The organism is Flavobacterium sp. ZB4R12 (genome assembly GCF_048276375.1).
Classification (GTDB): Bacteria; Bacteroidota; Bacteroidia; order Flavobacteriales; family Flavobacteriaceae; genus Flavobacterium; species Flavobacterium gawalongense.
This window is the reverse complement of the sequence record NZ_JBLNKS010000017.1, coordinates 20,320-39,780: the sequence shown is the minus strand read 5'-3', so window position 1 is coordinate 39,780 and position 19,461 is coordinate 20,320. Positions and strand designations below refer to the sequence as shown.

The 19,461-nt window shown below is 35.3% G+C and carries 13 protein-coding genes; 11 read left to right on the top strand and 2 right to left on the bottom strand.

All coding sequences use genetic code 11. The annotated features are described in order from the left end of the window. Window positions 1-34 precede the first annotated feature (34 nt). From ACNO7W_RS13140 to ACNO7W_RS13110, 7 genes are all read left to right on the top strand, one after another. Complete coding sequence (locus tag ACNO7W_RS13140) at window positions 35-1,234, top strand: di-heme oxidoredictase family protein (protein WP_417938479.1); 1,200 nt, start codon at window positions 35-37, stop codon at window positions 1,232-1,234. A gap of 2 nt (window positions 1,235-1,236) precedes the next feature. Further along, window positions 1,237-1,677: a ubiquinol-cytochrome c reductase iron-sulfur subunit gene (locus tag ACNO7W_RS13135; RefSeq protein ID WP_143387993.1), complete on the top strand. Its 441-nt coding sequence runs from the start codon at window positions 1,237-1,239 to the stop codon at window positions 1,675-1,677. Continuing rightward, entirely contained in the window at window positions 1,674-2,897 is a 1,224-nt protein-coding gene (locus ACNO7W_RS13130) for a hypothetical protein (RefSeq protein ID WP_417938478.1), read from the top strand. Before ACNO7W_RS13135 ends, ACNO7W_RS13130 begins: the two co-directional genes overlap by 4 nt. Before the next feature lie 161 nt (window positions 2,898-3,058). After that, window positions 3,059-5,311, top strand: a complete 2,253-nt coding sequence (locus tag ACNO7W_RS13125; RefSeq protein WP_417938477.1) for a TonB-dependent receptor — start codon at window positions 3,059-3,061, stop codon at window positions 5,309-5,311. After that, on the top strand, window positions 5,311-5,775 hold the full coding sequence (locus tag ACNO7W_RS13120) for a thioredoxin family protein (protein WP_143387996.1): 465 nt from the start codon (window positions 5,311-5,313) through the stop codon (window positions 5,773-5,775). The genes ACNO7W_RS13125 and ACNO7W_RS13120 overlap by 1 nt, the downstream gene beginning before the upstream one ends. A gap of 35 nt (window positions 5,776-5,810) precedes the next feature. After that, window positions 5,811-6,962, top strand: coding sequence for a lycopene cyclase family protein (locus tag ACNO7W_RS13115; RefSeq protein WP_417938475.1), 1,152 nt, complete (start codon window positions 5,811-5,813; stop codon window positions 6,960-6,962). A gap of 98 nt (window positions 6,963-7,060) precedes the next feature. Next, a complete protein-coding gene (locus ACNO7W_RS13110) occupies window positions 7,061-7,471 on the top strand; it encodes a BrxA/BrxB family bacilliredoxin (RefSeq protein WP_143387998.1) in 411 nt (136 codons plus the stop codon). A 302-nt stretch (window positions 7,472-7,773) separates the two neighbouring features. On the opposite strand, the gene ACNO7W_RS13105 is transcribed toward ACNO7W_RS13110, so the two are convergent. Both ACNO7W_RS13105 and ACNO7W_RS13100 read right to left on the bottom strand, forming a co-directional pair. Then, a complete protein-coding gene (locus ACNO7W_RS13105) occupies window positions 7,774-10,626 on the bottom strand; it encodes a PAS domain S-box protein (protein ID WP_417938474.1) in 2,853 nt (950 codons plus the stop codon). Window positions 10,627-10,853: 227 nt separating this feature from the next. Next, complete coding sequence (locus ACNO7W_RS13100) at window positions 10,854-13,394, bottom strand: PAS domain-containing protein (RefSeq protein WP_417938473.1); 2,541 nt, start codon at window positions 13,392-13,394, stop codon at window positions 10,854-10,856. A gap of 440 nt (window positions 13,395-13,834) precedes the next feature. Between ACNO7W_RS13100 and ACNO7W_RS13095 the strand changes: the two genes are divergently transcribed. The 4 genes from ACNO7W_RS13095 (at window position 13,835) to ACNO7W_RS13080 (ending at window position 19,416) form a co-directional block, all read left to right on the top strand. Continuing rightward, window positions 13,835-15,190, top strand: a complete 1,356-nt coding sequence (locus ACNO7W_RS13095; RefSeq protein ID WP_417938472.1) for a rhodanese-related sulfurtransferase — start codon at window positions 13,835-13,837, stop codon at window positions 15,188-15,190. A gap of 184 nt (window positions 15,191-15,374) precedes the next feature. Next, window positions 15,375-16,634: a PSP1 domain-containing protein gene (locus ACNO7W_RS13090; protein WP_417938471.1), complete on the top strand. Its 1,260-nt coding sequence runs from the start codon at window positions 15,375-15,377 to the stop codon at window positions 16,632-16,634. Further along, on the top strand, window positions 16,618-17,097 hold the full coding sequence (locus ACNO7W_RS13085; RefSeq protein WP_143388004.1) for a gliding motility lipoprotein GldH: 480 nt from the start codon (window positions 16,618-16,620) through the stop codon (window positions 17,095-17,097). Before ACNO7W_RS13090 ends, ACNO7W_RS13085 begins: the two co-directional genes overlap by 17 nt. Window positions 17,098-17,106: 9 nt before the next feature. Continuing rightward, window positions 17,107-19,416, top strand: a complete 2,310-nt coding sequence (locus ACNO7W_RS13080; protein WP_417938470.1) for a penicillin-binding protein 1A — start codon at window positions 17,107-17,109, stop codon at window positions 19,414-19,416. Window positions 19,417-19,461: the final 45 nt, after the last annotated feature.

The window sequence follows — 19,461 nt, the reverse complement described above, 5'->3', positions numbered from 1 at the left end:
AGTTTTAGATTTGCCTAAATTTTAATTTATACAAATGAAAATTATTCGTGTCCTCTTTGGAGTTATACCAATACTCTTAATCCTGTTATTTATATCATGCGATGAAAACTATACCGAAATTCCTGCTGATGATGAAGTTTTAGATGGAACTGTAGAAGGGCTTTCCCACGAAGAGCTAGCACGTTTCTTAAAAGGCGATGCGGCGTTCAATGAGGTTTTTACCCGAGAAACAGGACTTGGCCCTACATTTGTTTCAACAAGCTGTATTAGTTGTCATGCCGGTGATGGTAAAGGACATCCCTCCACTACACTTACCCGTTTTGGGCAAATTGATGAAACCGGAAATTTATTCTTAAACCAAGGAGGTCCACAATTACAAAACAGAGGATTACCGGGATTCTTACCGGAACAAATCCCTGCCGGGGCTACTTTTGCTAAGTTTACCCCACCCGCAAATACAGGTTTGGGGTTTTTACAATTTGTTACAGATGCTGATATTATGGCAATGACAGATCCTAATGATAGTGATGGTGATGGAATATCTGGTGTTCCAAACTGGATAGACATCCCTGATTTTGTAATGCCATCATCAAATGCTATTTCTCAAAACGGAAAATACATTGGTCGTTATGGCAAAAAAGCAGCAGCTCATAGTTTATTACATCAAACGGCAAACGCATACAATCAAGATATGGGAATAACATCCATATTCAGACCTATTGATGCTTATACCAATTTGGAAATTGACCCCGAAATTACAACTAGCACCGTAAACGACGTTGTTTTTTACCTACAAACATTAAAGGCTCCTATACAACGCAATCAAAGTGACGCAGTGGTTAATAAAGGAGCAGCTGTTTTTAACCAAATCAATTGTACAGGATGTCACAAATCTGAATTAAAAACAGGCTACTCACCTATTAAAGCCCTTTCAAATAAAACATTTGCTCCTTATACCGATTTGTTATTACACGATATGGGAAGCGGTTTAGACGATGGCTATACCGAAGGAAATGCGAAAACCCATGAATGGAAAACGCCACCATTGTGGGGAATAGGACTTTCTCAAGACGCACAAGGAGGAAGCTATTTTCTAATGCATGATGGCAGAGCAAGAAGTATTGAAGAGGCTATTTTAATGCATGGCGGTGAAGCAAGCAAAAGCAAATCTAACTTTCAAAATCTTTCCCAACCAGACAAAGAAGCATTGCTGAAATTTATAAAATCATTGTAATTATGGATAGAAAAAAATTTCTAAAAACGTGTGGTTTTGGTTGTTTGGCAGGACTCTCAACCCTTACCTTTTTACAAAGCTGCAGTTCCTCTCAGATTTTGGCAAAAGAGATAATCGGTTCTGATATTTTAGTCCCATTAACTGATTTTGAAATCAAAAACAAGGAGACAATCGAATATAAAAAATACGTAATCATACAAAACGAAAAACTGAAATATCCTATTTGTGTCTATCGATTTGGTGCCAATAATTATAGCGCCTTATTAATGCAATGTACACATCAAGGAACCGAATTGCAGGTTTTTGGAGACAAATTACAATGCGCAGCACATGGAAGTGAATTTAGCAACAAAGGAAATGTAGAAAACGGCCCAGCTGACAGAAATTTACGAAATTTTCCAATTAAAATAGATAACAATACCCTTAAAATATCATTAAAATGAGATTAAAATTCCTCTATATAACATTTTTGTTTTCCTTAAATTTCTATGCACAAATAGACTCCAGTTTACTAAAAAGAACCCAAAAAGACAGTACAAAACAAGCATTAAACATGGATGCGGTTTACAATCGTCCTTTTTTAAATATTGGAAAAACACCCATAGCCGTTGGAGGTTATCTGGAAGCCAATTGGCAACGCCTTTCCACCGATGGCGTTTCCGAAGGACATCAACTTCAGGCCAGACGATTAACCATATTTATGTCATCGGCAATCAGCAAACGTGTGAAATTTTTAAGCGAAATCGAATTTGAAGATGGCGGAAAAGAAATCGCCATAGAGTTCGCCTCTGTCGATGTGGAATTTCATCCCTTGGTTAATTTTAGAGGAGGAATAATCATGAACCCTATTGGGGCTTTCAATCAGAATCACGATGGTCCAAAATGGGAATTTACGGATAGACCTATTTCGTCCACACAGATGCTGCCGAGTACTTTTAGTAATGCTGGAGTTGGGCTTTTTGGAAAAAAATACTCGAACAATTGGATGATTGGATATGAAGCTTATTTCTCAGGAAGTTTCGACAATTCGATAATTGAAAATACAGAGAACAAAACTTTTCTGCCAGCTGCCAAAAACAATCCGGAACGTTTTGAAGAAATAAATAGCGGATTACCTTTATTTACAGGTAAAATTGCTATTCGAAACAGTAGAATTGGAGAATTAGGACTATCCTATATGGGAGGTGTTTACAATAAATTCCAAGATGATGGGGTAATAATAGACGAAAAAAGACGTGTTGATGTTTTCGCATTAGATTTTAACACCACGCTTCCTAAAATCAAAACTTTTATAACCTCTGAATTGGCATGGATTAAAATAGATGTTCCGAGCACCTATGGTCAACAATTTGGCAACAAACAATTCGGTGGGTTTATAGATATTGTTCAACCGTTATTGACAAAAAATATTTTAGGTTGGAAAAACGCTGTATTAAACATTGCTTGTCGATTGGAATATGTGGATTGGAACGTGGGAACTTTTAATGAAATGGGCGGAAATATCGGAGAAGATATTTGGAGTGTAATGCCTGCGATAAGTTTTCGCCCAACATCACAAACTGTTTTCAGATTAAATTACCGCTTTCAAAAACAACGTGATATTTTAGGAAATCCGCCAGCAAATACTGCTGGGTTTAACATTGGGGTTTCTACTTATTTTTAATGTTTTGTTTTGCGTAGCAACCGATTGGTTTACTTCTTCAAGTGATTTGTCCATGATTGAATTAAATTATTGATGCTAAAGTAATTAAAAAATTTGTTTTCTGAAATATAATTTTTAGCTTTGCCTAAATATTAAATTTAAGTTTGTCTAAAATTATAATCGTGAAAAATATAATTCTCTTTTTTTGTATTCTAATCAATACTATTTCATTTGCACAATCCACCATAAAAGGAAAAATTACCTCCCAGGACATGCCTTTGCAACAAGCTAACATTGTGTTGAAAAACACTAAAAATGCAACTATAAGTAATGAGGACGGCTCTTATAGCATTAAAAATATCATCTCTGGAAATTATGAAATGGTGGTTTCTTATACTGGTTTTAAATCCCAAAGAAAAACCATTACAGTTATTGACTCTATTGATATCATTTTAGATTTTGATTTAAAAGAAAACAATACGCTGGATGAAGTGGTTGTAACTGGAACATTAAAACCCGTAAGTCGTCTGGAAAGTCCCGTTCCTGTGGAAGTTTACAAACCCACATTTTTCAAAAAAAATCCAACAGCAAATATTTTCGAAGCCTTACAAAACGTAAATGGCGTTCGACCGCAATTGAATTGTAATGTTTGCAACACGGGTGACATTCACATTAACGGACTGGAAGGCCCTTATACCTTGGTTTTAATTGACGGAATGCCCATTGTTAGCGGGCTTTCGACAGTTTATGGATTATCGGGAATCCCCAATTCATTATTGGAGCGAATAGAGATTGTGAAAGGTCCTGCATCCTCTTTATACGGAAGTGAAGCCGTGGGCGGGTTAATCAATATTATCACTAAAGACCCTAAAAATGCAGCTATTTTTTCAGCCGATGCATTTTCGACTAGTTGGGGCGAAGCCAATATTGATTTAGGCTTTAAAGCCAATGTAGGAAAAAGTGCTTCGGTATTAACTGGTATCAATTATTTCAATTACAGCAACCCGATTGATAACAACCATGATAATTTTACCGATGTGACTTTACAAGACCGAATTTCCGTTTTCCAAAAGTGGAATTTCAACAGAAAAAGCAACAAACTATTTTCAATGGCAGGACGTTTTTTCTATGAAGACCGATGGGGTGGTGAAATGCAATGGGAGAAAAAATACCGTGGTGGAGATGAAGTCTATGGAGAAAGCATTTATACCAAACGCTGGGAATTATTAGGTGCTTATGAACTTCCGGTTTCTGAAAAAATGTTGTTTTCCTTTTCTTATACGGATCATGACCAAAATTCAGTTTATGGGAACATTCCTTATTTAGCGAAACAACGCATTGGTTTTGGACAACTGACTTGGGATAAAAAATTAAACAATCACGATTTGCTTTTTGGAACTGCCATTCGCTATCAATATTATGATGACAATACTACAGCTACAACCAAGGCAGACGTTAATTGGATTCCTAGTGTTTTTGTTCAGGACGAAATCAATTTGGCTGAAAAGCACAAACTTTTATTAGGCGCGCGTTACGATTACAACAACAATCACGGATCTATTTTCACGCCGCGTTTGGCTTACAAATGGAAAGTGAACGACAACAACATATTGCGATTTAACACGGGAACTGGGTTTAGAATTGTCAATCTTTTTACCGAAGAGCATGCCGCTTTAACAGGTTCGCGTGATGTAATTGTTCTTGAAGAATTGAAACCGGAACGTTCGTATAATGCCAATCTAAATTATTTAAAGAAAATCTACACTAAAAACGGAAACTTCATCGGCTGGGAAACTACAGCTTGGTACACGTATTTCACGAATTCTATTATTCCTGATTATGATAGCAATCCGAACCAGATTATTTATAAAAACTTAAACGGACACGCTGTTACCAAAGGAATAAGCACCAACATTGACATGGTTTTCAATAATGGACTAAAAATGATTCTTGGCGCAACCTTTATGGATGTATCCAAAACAGAAAATAACATTAGAACACGTCAAATGCTTACCGAGAAATTCACGGGAACTTGGGCTATTTCTTATAGATTACCTAAATTATTTTTGGATATTGATTATACCGGAAATGTATATGGACCTATGCGTTTACCCCTTTTGGGCGCGTTAGATCCAAGAAAGGAATATTCTCCAACATGGAGTATACAAAACATTCAGTTTACTTATAATAAACTCAAAAATTTCGAAATCTATCTTGGAATAAAAAATTTACTGAATTGGACGCCAAATAAAGGCAATCCGTTTATCATTGCCAGAGCAGATGATCCTTTCGATAAAAATGTACAATTTGACACCAATGGGAATGTTCAGGCAACACCTGATAATCCGTATGCTTTAACCTTTGATCCAGGCTATGTTTATGGACCAAATCAAGGAATTCGCAGCTTTTTTGGATTGCGTTATACTTTAAAATAATGAAGAAACGCTTTTTTATACTATTGATTTTCTTTTGGGCAATTCCATCCGGTTTTGCCCAATTGAAAACCTATTCCTTTGAAGAAGTGGAAAAATTATCTAAAGAAAATCCAAAACCTATTGTAGTTCTTATTCATACTTCGTGGTGCAAATACTGCAAGATGATGGAGAATTCCACTTTTAGAAATCCAGAAATAATTACGCTTTTAAATAATAATTTTTACTTCATTTCATTAGATGCCGAAAGCAAAAAAGAGATTACTTTCAATAATCATACTTTCAAATTCAAACCAAAAGGACAAAACACCGGAATCCATGAATTGGCTACAGCATTAGCAACAATTGACCGCGAAGTAGTTTATCCAACAATTACCATTCTTGCCTCTGATTTTTCGATATTGTTTCAAAAACATTCTTTTCTAAATGCAAAAGCTCTTGTTTCTATCCTTGAGAAAATGGAATAATTGGTTACTTTTGAGAAGAATTTCCTGAAATTAACATGAAACACTTCGATTACATTTTTACCGGCTCAGGTTTATCGGCTTTGATGACCGTCTATAAAATGGTACAATCTGGCAAATTCAATGATAAAAGTATGCTGTTATTGGATGAAAATCCAAAAAAAACAAACGACAGGACTTGGTGTTTTTGGGAAGAATCAAACGGAACTTGGGAAACGATCATCCACAAAAAATGGAATTCAGCTCTTTTTGCTGATGAAAATTTTCGTCGGGGCTTGGATTTAAAACCGTATCGATACAATATGGTGAAAGGGTTGGATTTTTACAACCTAGTATTTGATTTGATTTCGAAACAAAAAAACATCACTTTCTTCAGTCAGAAAGTAATCGAAATCGAAGAATCGGAAAATCTGATTCTGATACAAACCGATACTGAAAGCTTTTCCTGCTCCAAACTTCTCAATAGTATTTACAATAAACAAAAAGCGGAAAGTCAAACGGAATATCCGGTTTTACAACAACATTTTATTGGTTGGTTTATCAAAAGTGAACAGCCTGTTTTTAATCCCGAACAAGCAACGTTCATGGATTTTTCGGTGGAGCAAAGAGGCAATACCCGTTTTATGTATGTTTTACCTACTTCCAAAACAGAGGCTTTAATTGAATACACCTTGTTTTCTAAAAATCTACTTCAGAGACAGGAATACGAAACCGAAATCCAAAAATACATTCAAAATCTAGGTATTACCAATTACGAAATTATCGAAAAAGAACAGGGAAGTATTCCAATGACCTGTTATCCTTTTTGGGAAGCGAACACTAAAAACGTAATAAATATTGGTACTTCAGGTGGTTGGACTAAAGCAAGTACAGGTTATACTTTCAAATATTCCGATAAAAAATCAACTGAATTAGTTTTATTTCTTCAAACCGAAACTGACTTCAAAAAATTCCATAAAACAACCAAATTCTGGTTTTACGATTTGTTACTTTTAGATATTTTGGACCGAAAAAACGAAATCGGCTCCACTATTTTTTCTTCATTATTCAAAAAAGGAAGTCCAAAACTAATTTTCAAATTCTTGGACGAAGAAACTTCTCTTTTAGAAGACATTCAAGTCATTCTAAAATGCCCAAAAACACCTTTTATTCAAGCGTTACTGCATGTGGCTTTCAGAAAAATAAAATAACAATCAAACTATAACAAAACTTTATAGTTCAGATAAACATGTTGGTTTTAAACTTTGTAACTTTGCAACTTGAGATTATAAATTTTAAAATAAAAAACATGTATCCAGAAGAAATGGTAAAACCAATGCGTGCTGAGTTATCTGACGCAGGTTTTCAAGAATTACATACAACTGAAGCAGTTGAAAACGCAATAAAAGCTGAAGGAACAACACTTGTGGTTGTAAATTCTGTCTGTGGTTGTGCTGCAAGAAACGCACGTCCGGGAGCAAAAATGAGTTTGGATAATGCTAAAAAACCAGACTATTTAGTAACCGTTTTTGCAGGTGTAGATAAAGAAGCTGTTGATGCAGCAAGAGGATTTATGTTTCCTTTTCCTCCATCATCGCCAAGCATCGCTTTGTTTAAAGATGGTGAATTGGTTCACATGTTAGAGCGTCACCACATTGAGGGCCGCCCGGCAGAATTGATTGCTGAAAACCTGAAAGATGCTTTCAACGAATATTGTTAATTCAATAAAAAAGAAAAACCACGTCCATTGCTTCGTCAGTTCGCTGTCGCTTAGGTCGTGGTTTTTCTATTTAAAGCCATTTAGCTTTCATCATCTAAAGCCATTTAGCTTCGCTGAATCTTTGATTTCCTGCTTTATATTTCAAATGAAATCCACTGAATTTCCATTAGAATAAAAGTATAGTGACCCTAATCTTTATTGTTTCTAAAGAAAAAACAAAGGATTTCCATTGTATCATTACGTAAACATATCCGAGCGATGTGGATTATGTATCCACGCAATCGGGCTTCTTAAAAAAAGAATCAAACTTCTTTATCGTCAGCCTTTTTAAAACCTATTAATTGTCTGTACTTTGATTCCGTTTCTTTTAATTCTGCCTCTAATTGTTTGTATTTGCTGATGTCTTTTATAGTAAGAACAAATGCAATTACATTATTATTTTGATCAGCCAATGGTCTCCCGCTAATAAGAATCCGCTTCTTTTCCTTTGTAGCCGGATCCAAAAGCACCACATCAATGTCATCTGTTGACTCTCCTTTCAACGCGCGATCCATAGGTAAGTTTTGGGAGGGAAAAATAGTTTTTTCATCTGGGTAATATATTTCAAAATGGTCTATTATATTAGGTGATATTTTATCATCCTCTCTAATTCCAAAAAATTCATTGGCCATATCATTAACCAATACTATTTTTTTATCTGCATTGGCAACAATAACCCCTTCACTTAAATTCTCTAAAATCAATCGTAATTTTTCCTCATTTTCATACAGTTCCTTTGTTACCGTTTGCTGTTCTTCTTCTAATTTAATCTGTTCCGAAATATCTCGCACAACGGAATACAATACGCCATGCTGTAAATCGAAATTACTATGCCAATCCAACCATTTGTATGTTCCATCTTTACAAAGTACACGGTCTCTGAAATTCACAACCGGTTCTCCCTCTAAAAGTTTTGCAAACATCTCATTGGCAACACCCTTATCATCAGGATGTGTTAAGTCGGTAAATTTTATTTTATCCAAATCTTTTTCATCATAACCCAGTGTTTTGGTAAAAGCCGGATTGATTTTAATGAAATGCTCCTCTTTTGCAACCGTAAGGATGTCAAATGCCAAGTTAAAAAACTTGTCTGCCATTTTTAAGGATCCTTCATTTTCAACTATTTCAGTAACATCACGAGCCACCGCATACATTATTCCCGTTTTAATATCAACAGTACTGGACCAATCCAACCATTTATAGGATTCATCTTTGCAACGTGCGCGAGCCTTGTGATTGACCATGGATTCGCCTTTTTTCAATTTATTAATCGCATCAATATAAGCATTAGCGTCATCAGGATGGGCAATAGATAAAAATGGTTTGCCGTCCATGTCCTTTTGATCGTAGCCAAGATTTCTTGTGAAGGCTGGATTTACTTTTTCAAAATACTCGCCTTTTGCAACGACAAGCATGTCATAGGACATATTAAAAAATTTCTCTGACATTTTTAAGGATCCTTCATTTTCAACTATTTCAGTAACATCACGAGCCACCGCATACATTATTCCCGTTTTAATATCAACAGTACTGGACCAATCCAACCATTTATAGGATTCGTCTTTGCAACGTGCGCGGGCTCTGTGATTGACCATGGATTCGCCTTTTTTCAATTTATTAATCGCATCAATATAAGCATTAGCGTCATCAGGATGGGCAATAGATAAAAATGGTTTGCCGTCCATATCCTTTTGATCGTAGCCAAGATTTCTTGTGAAGGCTGGATTTACTTTTTCAAAATACTCCCCTTTTGCAACAACAAGGATGTCATAGGACATATTGAAAAATTTCTCTGACATTTTTAAGGATCCTTCATTTTCAACTATTTCAGTAACATCACGAGCCACCGCATACATTATTCCCGTTTGAATATCAATAGTACTGGACCAATCCAACCATTTATATGATCCGTCTTTACAACGTGCGCGAGCCCTGTGATTGACCATGGACTCTCCTTTTTTCAACTTATTAATGGCATCAATATAAGCATTGGCGTCATCAGGATGGGCAATAGATAAAAATGGTTTGCCGTCCATATCCTTTTGATCGTAGCCAAGATTTCTTGTGAAGGCTGGATTTACTTTTTCAAAATACTCCCCTTTTGAAACGACAAGCATGTCATAGGACATATTAAAAAATTTCTGTGCAACAACTAAAGAGCTTTCAATTTCTTTTTGCAACGTAACATCATGTGCAACAGCATATATCAGTCCGGTTGAAAGATCAGGGGAGGCTGACCAAACAAGGGATTTAATTGATCCATCTTTACAAATCCATCTGTTTTCAAATTTTATTGTTAAAATACCCATTTGAAGTTTAACAATTTCTTTTTGTGTGATTACATGATCCTTCGGGTGTACATAAGTGAGAAATGGTTGACTTAATAATTCCTCCTCGGAATAACCCAATAAATTACTCAATGCCGGATTAATTTTTACAAATTTATCCTCCGACATAATAACCATGATATCTAAGGACATATAAAATAATTTGTCGGCTGCTTTGAATGTTTCCTCCAATTTTTTCCTTTCGGTGATATCTGTAGAAATCCCTCCAATGGCATAAATTCTTCCTGCTAAATCATACAACGGGAATTTAATTGCAATATAGGTATGTGAACCATCCGGCAGATGAATGGTTTCTTCTGTCTTTAATTCTCTTAGTGCTTTTACGACTTCAAGATCTGAATTCCGGTAAGCATCTGCTAGTTTTTTAGGTAAAAAATCATGATCTGTTTTGCCTTTTATTTCTTCACTCGAGATTTGAAATAAAGACTCGCACTGTTTATTAATCAATAAATATTCTCCATTTATTTTTTTAATAAAGATGGGATTAGAAGTGTTATCAAAAACAGACTCAAGCAGTTGCTTATCTTCAAAAAGGAGGTTTTGGAATGCATTTTTAACATGAAGTTGGGCGCGAATAATATAATAAACGAAAGAGAATAAAATAATGGAAAGAACAAACAATGACAGTGCTATCCAATTCAATTTTTTATCTAAAGTTAGTTCTCTTTGTCTATCAAATAGTAAAACAAAAACCCATGACAAAGCAATTACAGCAAATAAATTGATAATAAACCCTAGGAATATTTTTTTTTCAAAAGAAATTTTCATGATTTTATGGTATTAAATTCAACATCTATTAATGTACGATTGTTGCTTTTTTCAGCAGTTGCTAAAGGCACCTGACCGAATGTTATTAATTCAACAGGAATTAACTGAACTCCCATTATAAAAGTATAGCGATCTAATCTTTATTGATTCTAAAGAAAAAAATAAAGGATTTCTATTTCTATCATTACTTGAACGCATCCAAGCAATCAGATTCCTTTATAAAAAAATCAAATGACTGTATCGCCCCCTTTTCTAAAACCTATTAACTGTCTGTACTTCAATTCTGTTTCTTTTAATTCTTCTTCCATTTTTTTGTATTTGCTGATGTCTTTTATAGTCACCACAGCAGCTATTACTTTATCATTTTGATCAATTAATGGTCTTCCGCTAATAAGAACACGTTTCTTTTCCTGTGCAACTGGATTCCAAAGTACAATATCAACATCATTTGTTTCTTCGCCACCCAGCGCACGTTCCATCGGTAAGTTTTGGGAGGGGAAAACAGTCTTTTCATCCGGAAAATACAACTCAAAATGATCCGATAAATTAAGTGATATTTTACTATCCTCTTCAATCCCGAAAATTTCATTGGCCATATAGTTGGCCATTACTATTTCTTTATCTGCATTTGCAACGACAACACCCTCACCTATATTCTCTATAATCAACCGTAACGTTTCTTCATTTTCATACAATTCGTTAATGGCTTGTTTACTTTCAGTAATATCCCTTACAAAACCAATAAAGAAATATTTTTCTCCCATTTTGACAGGTGAAACACTGAGAGATACTGGAAATTCCGCTCCCTCTTTATTGACCGCTTCTATTTCATACGGTTTATTTAAGATAGGCCCGATTCCAGATGTTAAAAAATGCTCCATACCTGTCTTATGTAATTCCCGGTATCGTGTAGGAACAATGAATTCAAAAAGGGGTTTCCCAATAATTTCGGCAATTTTCCATCCAAAAACAGATTCTGCCTTTGGATTCCATCTTAAAACATTGCTTTCACTATCAATTACGATAACCGGATCAGGAGCACCATCAAAAATGGTTTGTATTTGCTGTTCGTTATCTTTTAATTTCTGAGTATAATTATTTAACAATTCTTCATCAAGCCTTTTTTGGGTGATGTCACGTAAAACGGCATATATCATTCCTTCTTTAACATCCGTTGACACCACTGATTCAGTCCATTTGTAGGAACCATCTTTGCATAATATTGGAAACATAACATCTGCCTCTACCTCCTCTCCTTTCAACCGTTTTGCTCTCCTTTCACTGACAATTTTTATATAATCTGGATGCATCAGGTCTAAAAGTGACATTTTCTCTAAATCATTTTGATTATAACCCAAAATTTTAGTGAAAGCAGGGTTAATTTTTATGATTTTCTTTTCTTTTTCAACAAAAAAAGCATCAAATGACATCTCAAAAAAATTGTTGACTATTTTTAAGGATTGTTCATTTTTAACTTTTTCGGTAATATCACGTGCAACAGAATACAATACGCCTTGTTGTACATCAATAGTGCTATGCCAGTCCAGCCATTTGTAAGTGCCATCTTTACAACGAACACGATCTTCAAAATTTACAATTGCATCCCCCCTTAGAAGTTTAGCCAACACTTCGTCAGCTATGTTTTTGTCATCGGGATGCGTTAATTCCATAAATTTTATGGTATTCATATCCTCTTGAGTGTAGCCAAGTGTTTTGGTAAAAGCCGGATTTATTTTTATAAAATACTCCCCTTTTGCAACAACAAGCAAGTTATTGGACATATTGAAAAATTTATCGGCAATGACCAAAGAGTCTTCCGTTTTTTTTTGCGCTGTAACATCCCGTGCAACAGCATATAATAATCCCGTTGAAAGTTCAGGGGAAATGGACCATACAAGCCATTTTATTGATCCGTCTTTACAAACAAATCTATTTTTAAACTGAATCATTAAAGCACCCTTTTGAAGTTTACCAACTTCTCTTTTTGTGATTTCTAAGTCTTCATGATGTACAAAAAAAGTATAGGGCTTACTCAACAACTCCGCCTCAGAATACCCCAAAATTCTAATAACAGCAGGGTTAACTTTACCAAATTTTTCTTTCGTTCCAATAATCATCATGTCCGAAGACATATTAAAAAATTTATCTGTTACTTTGAAAGACTCTTCTAATTTTTTCCTTTCTGAGATATCTGTGGAAATTCCTCCAATAGCATAAATTCTCCCTGTTGAATCATATAGTGGAAATTTAACTGCAATATAGGTATGGGGACCATCCGGCTGTTGAATAGTTTCTTCCATTTTTAATTCCTTTAATGCTTTTGCCACTTCAAGATCAGAATTTCGATAACCATCAGCCACTTCTTTTGGTAAAAAATCATGATCAGTTTTCCCTATTATTTCTTCATTCGAGATTTGAAATAAAGATTCAAATTGTTTATTAATCAATACATATTCCCCGTTTATTTTTTTAATGAATATAGGATTGGAAGTGTTATCAATGATAGATTGAAGCAATTGTTTGTTTTCCAAAAGTAAGTTTTGGGAGATGTTTTTAGCTCGCAATTGCGCTTTAATAATAAAATAGACAATGGTCAGTAAAACAATAGAAAGAACAAACAATGAAAGTTCTATCCAATTTAGCAATGAATCCATTGCCTCATCTCTTTGCTTATTAAATCTGGAAATGAAAACCCACCCTGAAGCAATGACAACTAGTAAATTGATAATAAATCCCAGTAATATTTTTTTTTCAAAAGAAATTTTCATAATAAAAATGGCATTAAATTTAACAATCATTAACCTCAACAAACCGAAAAATAATCTACTTATACACATGAAAGTTAGTGAATTATATTCAATTGTCGCAATCGATTTTAACATATTATCTCGAAACTACCCGCTTAACCAGAAAAAAAAGAAATACATCCACAGTCAAACAAATATGCTAAAAACATTAGAGCACTTTATAAGATAAAAAATACTGTCTTTAAGCTTATCCAAATTTTTGTTTGGAGCAATTTCCCGCTATCCGTTTCAATCCATCTCGTTAAAAAAACGAGATGGGATTTCCACTTTTATCGGGGCTAGGCATTTGGGATTAGGAAATTATTTCATTTCCAAATTAATCCTTACTTTTGCACCGTTCAAGAAAATTGACTTGAATATTTTATCGAAAATAAATTTCTCAACTTAAAACTGTTTATAGCATGCAACTGTATAACACATTAAGCGCAGAAGAAAGAGCCATCATGATTGATGATGCCGGAAAACAACGTCTTACGTTGTCTTTCTATGCTTATGCGCAAATTTCAGATCCGACACAATTTCGTAACGAATTATTCCTGGCTTGGAACTCCCTTGAAGTTCTTGGCCGAATCTACGTTGCCCACGAAGGAATCAACGCCCAATTGTCACTTCCAGCCGATAATTTCTACGCCTTCAAAGATTCAATTGAAGTCTATGATTTCATGAAAGGCATTCGCTTGAATATTGCTGTAGAACATAACGATCATTCGTTTTTAAAACTCACCGTAAAAGTTCGTGATAAGATTGTGGCCGATGGTTTAGTTGACGAAACTTTTGATGTAACCAATATAGGAATTCATCTAAAAGCGAAGGAATTCAATGAACTTTTAGAAGACCCAAACACGATTGTGGTCGATATGCGAAATCATTACGAAAGTGAAATTGGTCATTTTACCAAAGCTATAAAACCAGATGTTGATACTTTTCGAGAATCATTACCGATTATTGAAGAGCAATTAGCCGAACATAAACAGGACAAAAAACTCTTGATGTATTGCACCGGAGGAATTCGTTGCGAGAAAGCCAGCGCTTACTTCAAACACAAAGGTTTTGAAAATGTATACCAACTCGAAGGCGGAATTATAGAATACACGCGCCAGGTAAAAGCCGAAGGATTGGAAAGTAAATTCATCGGTAAAAACTTTGTATTTGATCATCGTCTAGGCGAAAGAATTACAGACGATATCGTTTCCCAATGCCATCAATGCGGAGCACCTTGTGACATACATACGAATTGTGTGAACGAAGGATGTCATTTGCTTTTTATCCAATGTGAAGAATGTGCAACGGCTATGGAAGGGTGTTGTTCTCAAGAATGTGTGCGTGTAATTCATTTGCCGGAAGAAGAGCAAAAAGCCATTCGCAGAGGGATTAAAAACGGAAATAAGATTTTCAAAAAAGGAAAATCAGACGTTTTGACTTTCAAGAACAATGAAGAAACCCATAGTGTTTTTGTTGCGGACAAACCAAAAACTGCAATCAAAAAAGAACCAAAAGTTAAGAAAATTTATATTGGAAAAGGAACGCATTTCTTTCCAAAACCAAGTATTGGACAGTTTTTAATTGAAGAAAACGAAATCAAAATTGGGGATACGGTTCTAATAAAAGGCTCCACAACTGGAGAACAAAAATTAGTAATCGAAGAAATGCTGGTTAACGATTTGGCTCAAGAAAAAGCAGTTTCTGGAGACACCTGTACTTTTAAACTGCCATTCCGAATCCGATTATCTGATAAATTGTATAAAATTTTAGATTAAAAATTAGGATAAAATCTTATAAAAAAACTCATTACAAAACAAATTGTAATGGGTTTTTTTATTAAAAATTTATGATTTATTGGTGCTTTTATGCGTTGCTACTTAAAACTAAAAAATACTATCTTTACACATTAAACGTTTTAAGAACTTAAGTTGTGCCAGTCACAACACTACATATAAGATTATGGCATGTACAAGTTGTTCAACTTCTGATGGTGGCGCACCTAAGGGTTGTAAAAATAATGGGACTTGCGGCACCGATAGCTGCAATAAATTAACGGTTTTCGATTGGCTTTCCAACATGAGTTTGCCTAATGGCGAAGCTCCTTTTGACTGTGTTGAAGTACGTTTCAAAAACGGAAGAAAAGAGTTTTACCGCAATACTGAAAAGTTGACTTTAAGCATGGGAGACATTGTAGCTACGGTTGCTTCACCAGGACACGACATAGGAATTGTTACTTTGACAGGCGAATTGGTAAAAATTCAAATGAAGAAAAAAGGAGTAAATCATTTAAGCAATGATGTTCCTAAAATCTATAGAAAAGCATCCCAAAAAGATATCGATATTTGGTCCGCAGCTAGAGACAAAGAAGAACCTATGAAGGTACGGGCACGTGAATTAGCAATTGCTCAAAAACTGGAAATGAAGATTTCCGATATCGAATTTCAAGGTGACGGATCAAAAGCTACGTTCTATTACACGGCAAATGACCGTATTGACTTTCGTGCTTTAATTAAAGATTTTGCTAAAGAATTCAGTACCAGAATCGAAATGAAGCAAGTTGGTTTCCGTCAGGAAGCTGCTCGTTTAGGCGGTATTGGCTCTTGCGGAAGAGAATTATGCTGTTCAACCTGGTTAACGGATTTCAGAAGTGTAAACACCTCAGCGGCACGTTACCAACAATTATCTTTAAATCCACAAAAACTAGCGGGACAATGCGGAAAATTAAAATGCTGCTTGAACTATGAGTTGGATACTTACATGGATGCCTTGAAAGATTTTCCAGATTTCGAAACAAAATTGGTGACTGAAAAAGGAGATGCCATTTGCCAAAAACAAGATATTTTCAAAGGGCTAATGTGGTTTGCTTATACCAATAATTTTGCTAATTGGCATGTTTTAAAAATTGAACAGGTCAAAGAAATTGTTGCTGAAAACAAATTAAAAAACAAAGTCTCTTCACTGGAAGATTTTGCCATAGAAATTGTTGTAGAACCGGAGAAAAACTTCAATAATGCAATGGGTCAGGAAAGTTTGACTCGTTTTGACCAGCCAAAACCAAAGAAAAAACAGAATAAAAAACGCAAACCTGCCGGTGAAAATGCAATTGTAGCAAACAACAACAAACCTACAAATAACAATAACCGTCAGACTCCAAATGACAAAAAGCCAGCGGAGCCGAGAAAACCTATAATTATTACTAAAAATGTGGATAAAAAATAGCGCTTTACTTCTTTTGGTTGTAATCCTCTTTTCTTCATGTGATAAAAAAAGAGTCTTTGATGAATATAAATCTGTCGGAAGCGCTTGGCATAAAGACAGCATTGTAACTTTCAATTTACCAGAATTAGACTCCACAAAACGATACAATCTATTTGTTAATTTGAGAGCTAATAACAATTATCAGTACAACAATCTATTTCTGATTGTGGCCTTGGAATTACCAAATGGTTTTACAAAAGTGGACACTCTCGAATACCAAATGGCAGATCCGGACGGAACGCTATTAGGTGATGGATTTTCGGATATAAAAGAAAGCAAACTGTATTACAAAGAAAATGTAAAGTTCAGAGGAAAATACAAAGTCCATATAAAACAAGCCGTTAGAGAAACTGGAAAAGTTCCTGGTGTAACGGTTTTAGATGGAATTACAGAAGTAGGTTTTAGAATAGAAAAAAAAGAATAAAATAGTATTATGGCTATCAAAAAAAATAACAATCAGACAAAAAATATTGATAAGGACATCACTTACTACAAAAAGAAATTTTGGAAAATCTTCTTTTTAGGCTTAGGAAGCGTCGGTTTGTTTTTCTTATTTGCTTCATGGGGAATCTTCGGTTCGATGCCTTCTTTTGAAGATTTAGAAAATCCAGATTCTAATTTAGCTACAGAAATCATATCGGCTGACGGAGTGGTTCTGGGTAAATATTTTGAAAAAAACAGATCCCAATTAAAGTATTCTGACTTACCAAAAAACCTGGTACAAGCATTAATAGCTACTGAAGATGCTCGTTTTTACGAACACTCCGGTATCGACGGAAGAGGAACGTTAAGAGCCATTTCAAGTTTAGGGACAAGCGGTGGAGCCAGTACATTAACACAGCAATTAGCCAAACAATTATTTCATGGAGAGGGTTCAAAATTTTTACCCTTTAGAATTGTACAAAAAATAAAAGAATGGATTATTGCTATTCGATTAGAAAGACAATACACTAAAAACGAAATCATTGCCATGTATTGCAACGTGTATGATTTTGGTAATAATTCTGTTGGAGTAAGTTCAGCGGCAAAAACCTATTTTTCCAAAGAGCCGAAAGATTTAACCATCAGTGAATCGGCAATATTAGTTGGAATGTTTAAAAACTCCGGTTTATACAATCCGGTAAGAAACCCGCAAGGTGTGAAAAATCGTAGAAACGTGGTGCTTTCGCAAATGGAAAAAGGAAAAATCATCACTGCAGAAGAAAAAGAAAAATTACAAAGTTTACCGATCAAATTAAACTTCAAATTAGAAACACATAAAGAAGGAACGGCAACTTATTTCAGAGAATATTTACGCGATTACATGAAAAAATGGGCCGAAGACAACAAAAAATCGGATGGTTCTGATTATGACATCTACAAAGACGGTCTAAAAATCTACACGACCATTGATTCCAGAATGCAGTTGCATGCTGAAGAAGCGGTTACAGCCCACATGGCAAACCTTCAAGAAGAGTTTTTTAATCAATCTAAGGGTAATAAAAACGCTCCTTTTGTTAATATTTCTTCTGTAGAAACACAACGGATTCTGAATCAGGCAATGAAATCCTCCAACCGATGGGCTGTGATGAAATCATTGGATAAAAGTGATGAAGAAATTATAAAATCGTTTAGCGAAAAAACAAAAATGACTGTATTTTCTTGGAAAGGAGAAAAAGATACCATTATGACACCATTGGATTCTATCCGTTATTACAAACACTTTCTACAATCCGGATTGATGGCAATGGAACCGCAAACGGGCAATGTAAAAGCTTGGGTTGGCGGAATCAACTACAAATATTTTCAATACGATCACGTAGGACAAGGAGCAAGACAAGTAGGTTCAACTTTTAAACCCTTTGTTTACGCAACAGCCATAGAACAATTAAATATGTCTCCGTGTGACTCGATTATTGATGGACCCTTTGTGATTAGAAAAGGACGCCATCATGTTACCGAAGATTGGGAGCCTAGAAACTCTGACAACAGATACCGCGGAATGGTTACCTTAAAACGAGGTTTGGCTAATTCCATAAATACTATATCGGCAAAATTAATTGATAAAGTTGGCCCGGAAGCAGTAATAGATTTAACACATAAATTAGGGGTAAAATCTGAAATTGTAAACCAACCTTCCATTGCTTTAGGTGCGGTTGAAATAACGGTAGAAGACATGGTTGCCGCTTACAGCACCTTTGCCAATCAAGGGGTTTATATGAAACCACAATTTATATCTCGAATTGAAGACAAAAGTGGCGTTGTAATCTACGAACCAATACCAGAATCTCATGATGTCTTAAACAAAGACATTGCTTATGCGGTTATAAAATTACTGGAAGGTGTAACCGAAGGCGGTTCAGGAGACCGTTTGCGCACTACTGGCGGCGGTAATGGGGACAACCGCTGGACTGGTTATCCGTATTCTTTCAAAAACCCAATTGCAGGAAAAACAGGCACCACACAAAACCAGTCTGATGGGTGGTTTATGGGAATGGTTCCTAATTTGGTAACTGGAATCTGGGTAGGTTGCGAGGATCGTTCGGCCCGTTTCAAAAGCATCACATATGGTCAAGGAGCTACTGCAGCACTCCCGGTTTGGGGTTATTTTATGAAACTTTGCTACGCTGACCCAGCTCTTAAAGTCTCCAAAGCACAATTTGACAGACCCGCTAATCTTTCGATAAAAGTAGACTGTTATTCCGCTCCAAAAGTAAAAGACACTACGGCCGTAGAACAAGATACCGAAGAATTTGAATTATAATTTAATCATCTATTCCCCCGAAGTTAGGAATTAGGAGCTATTTCC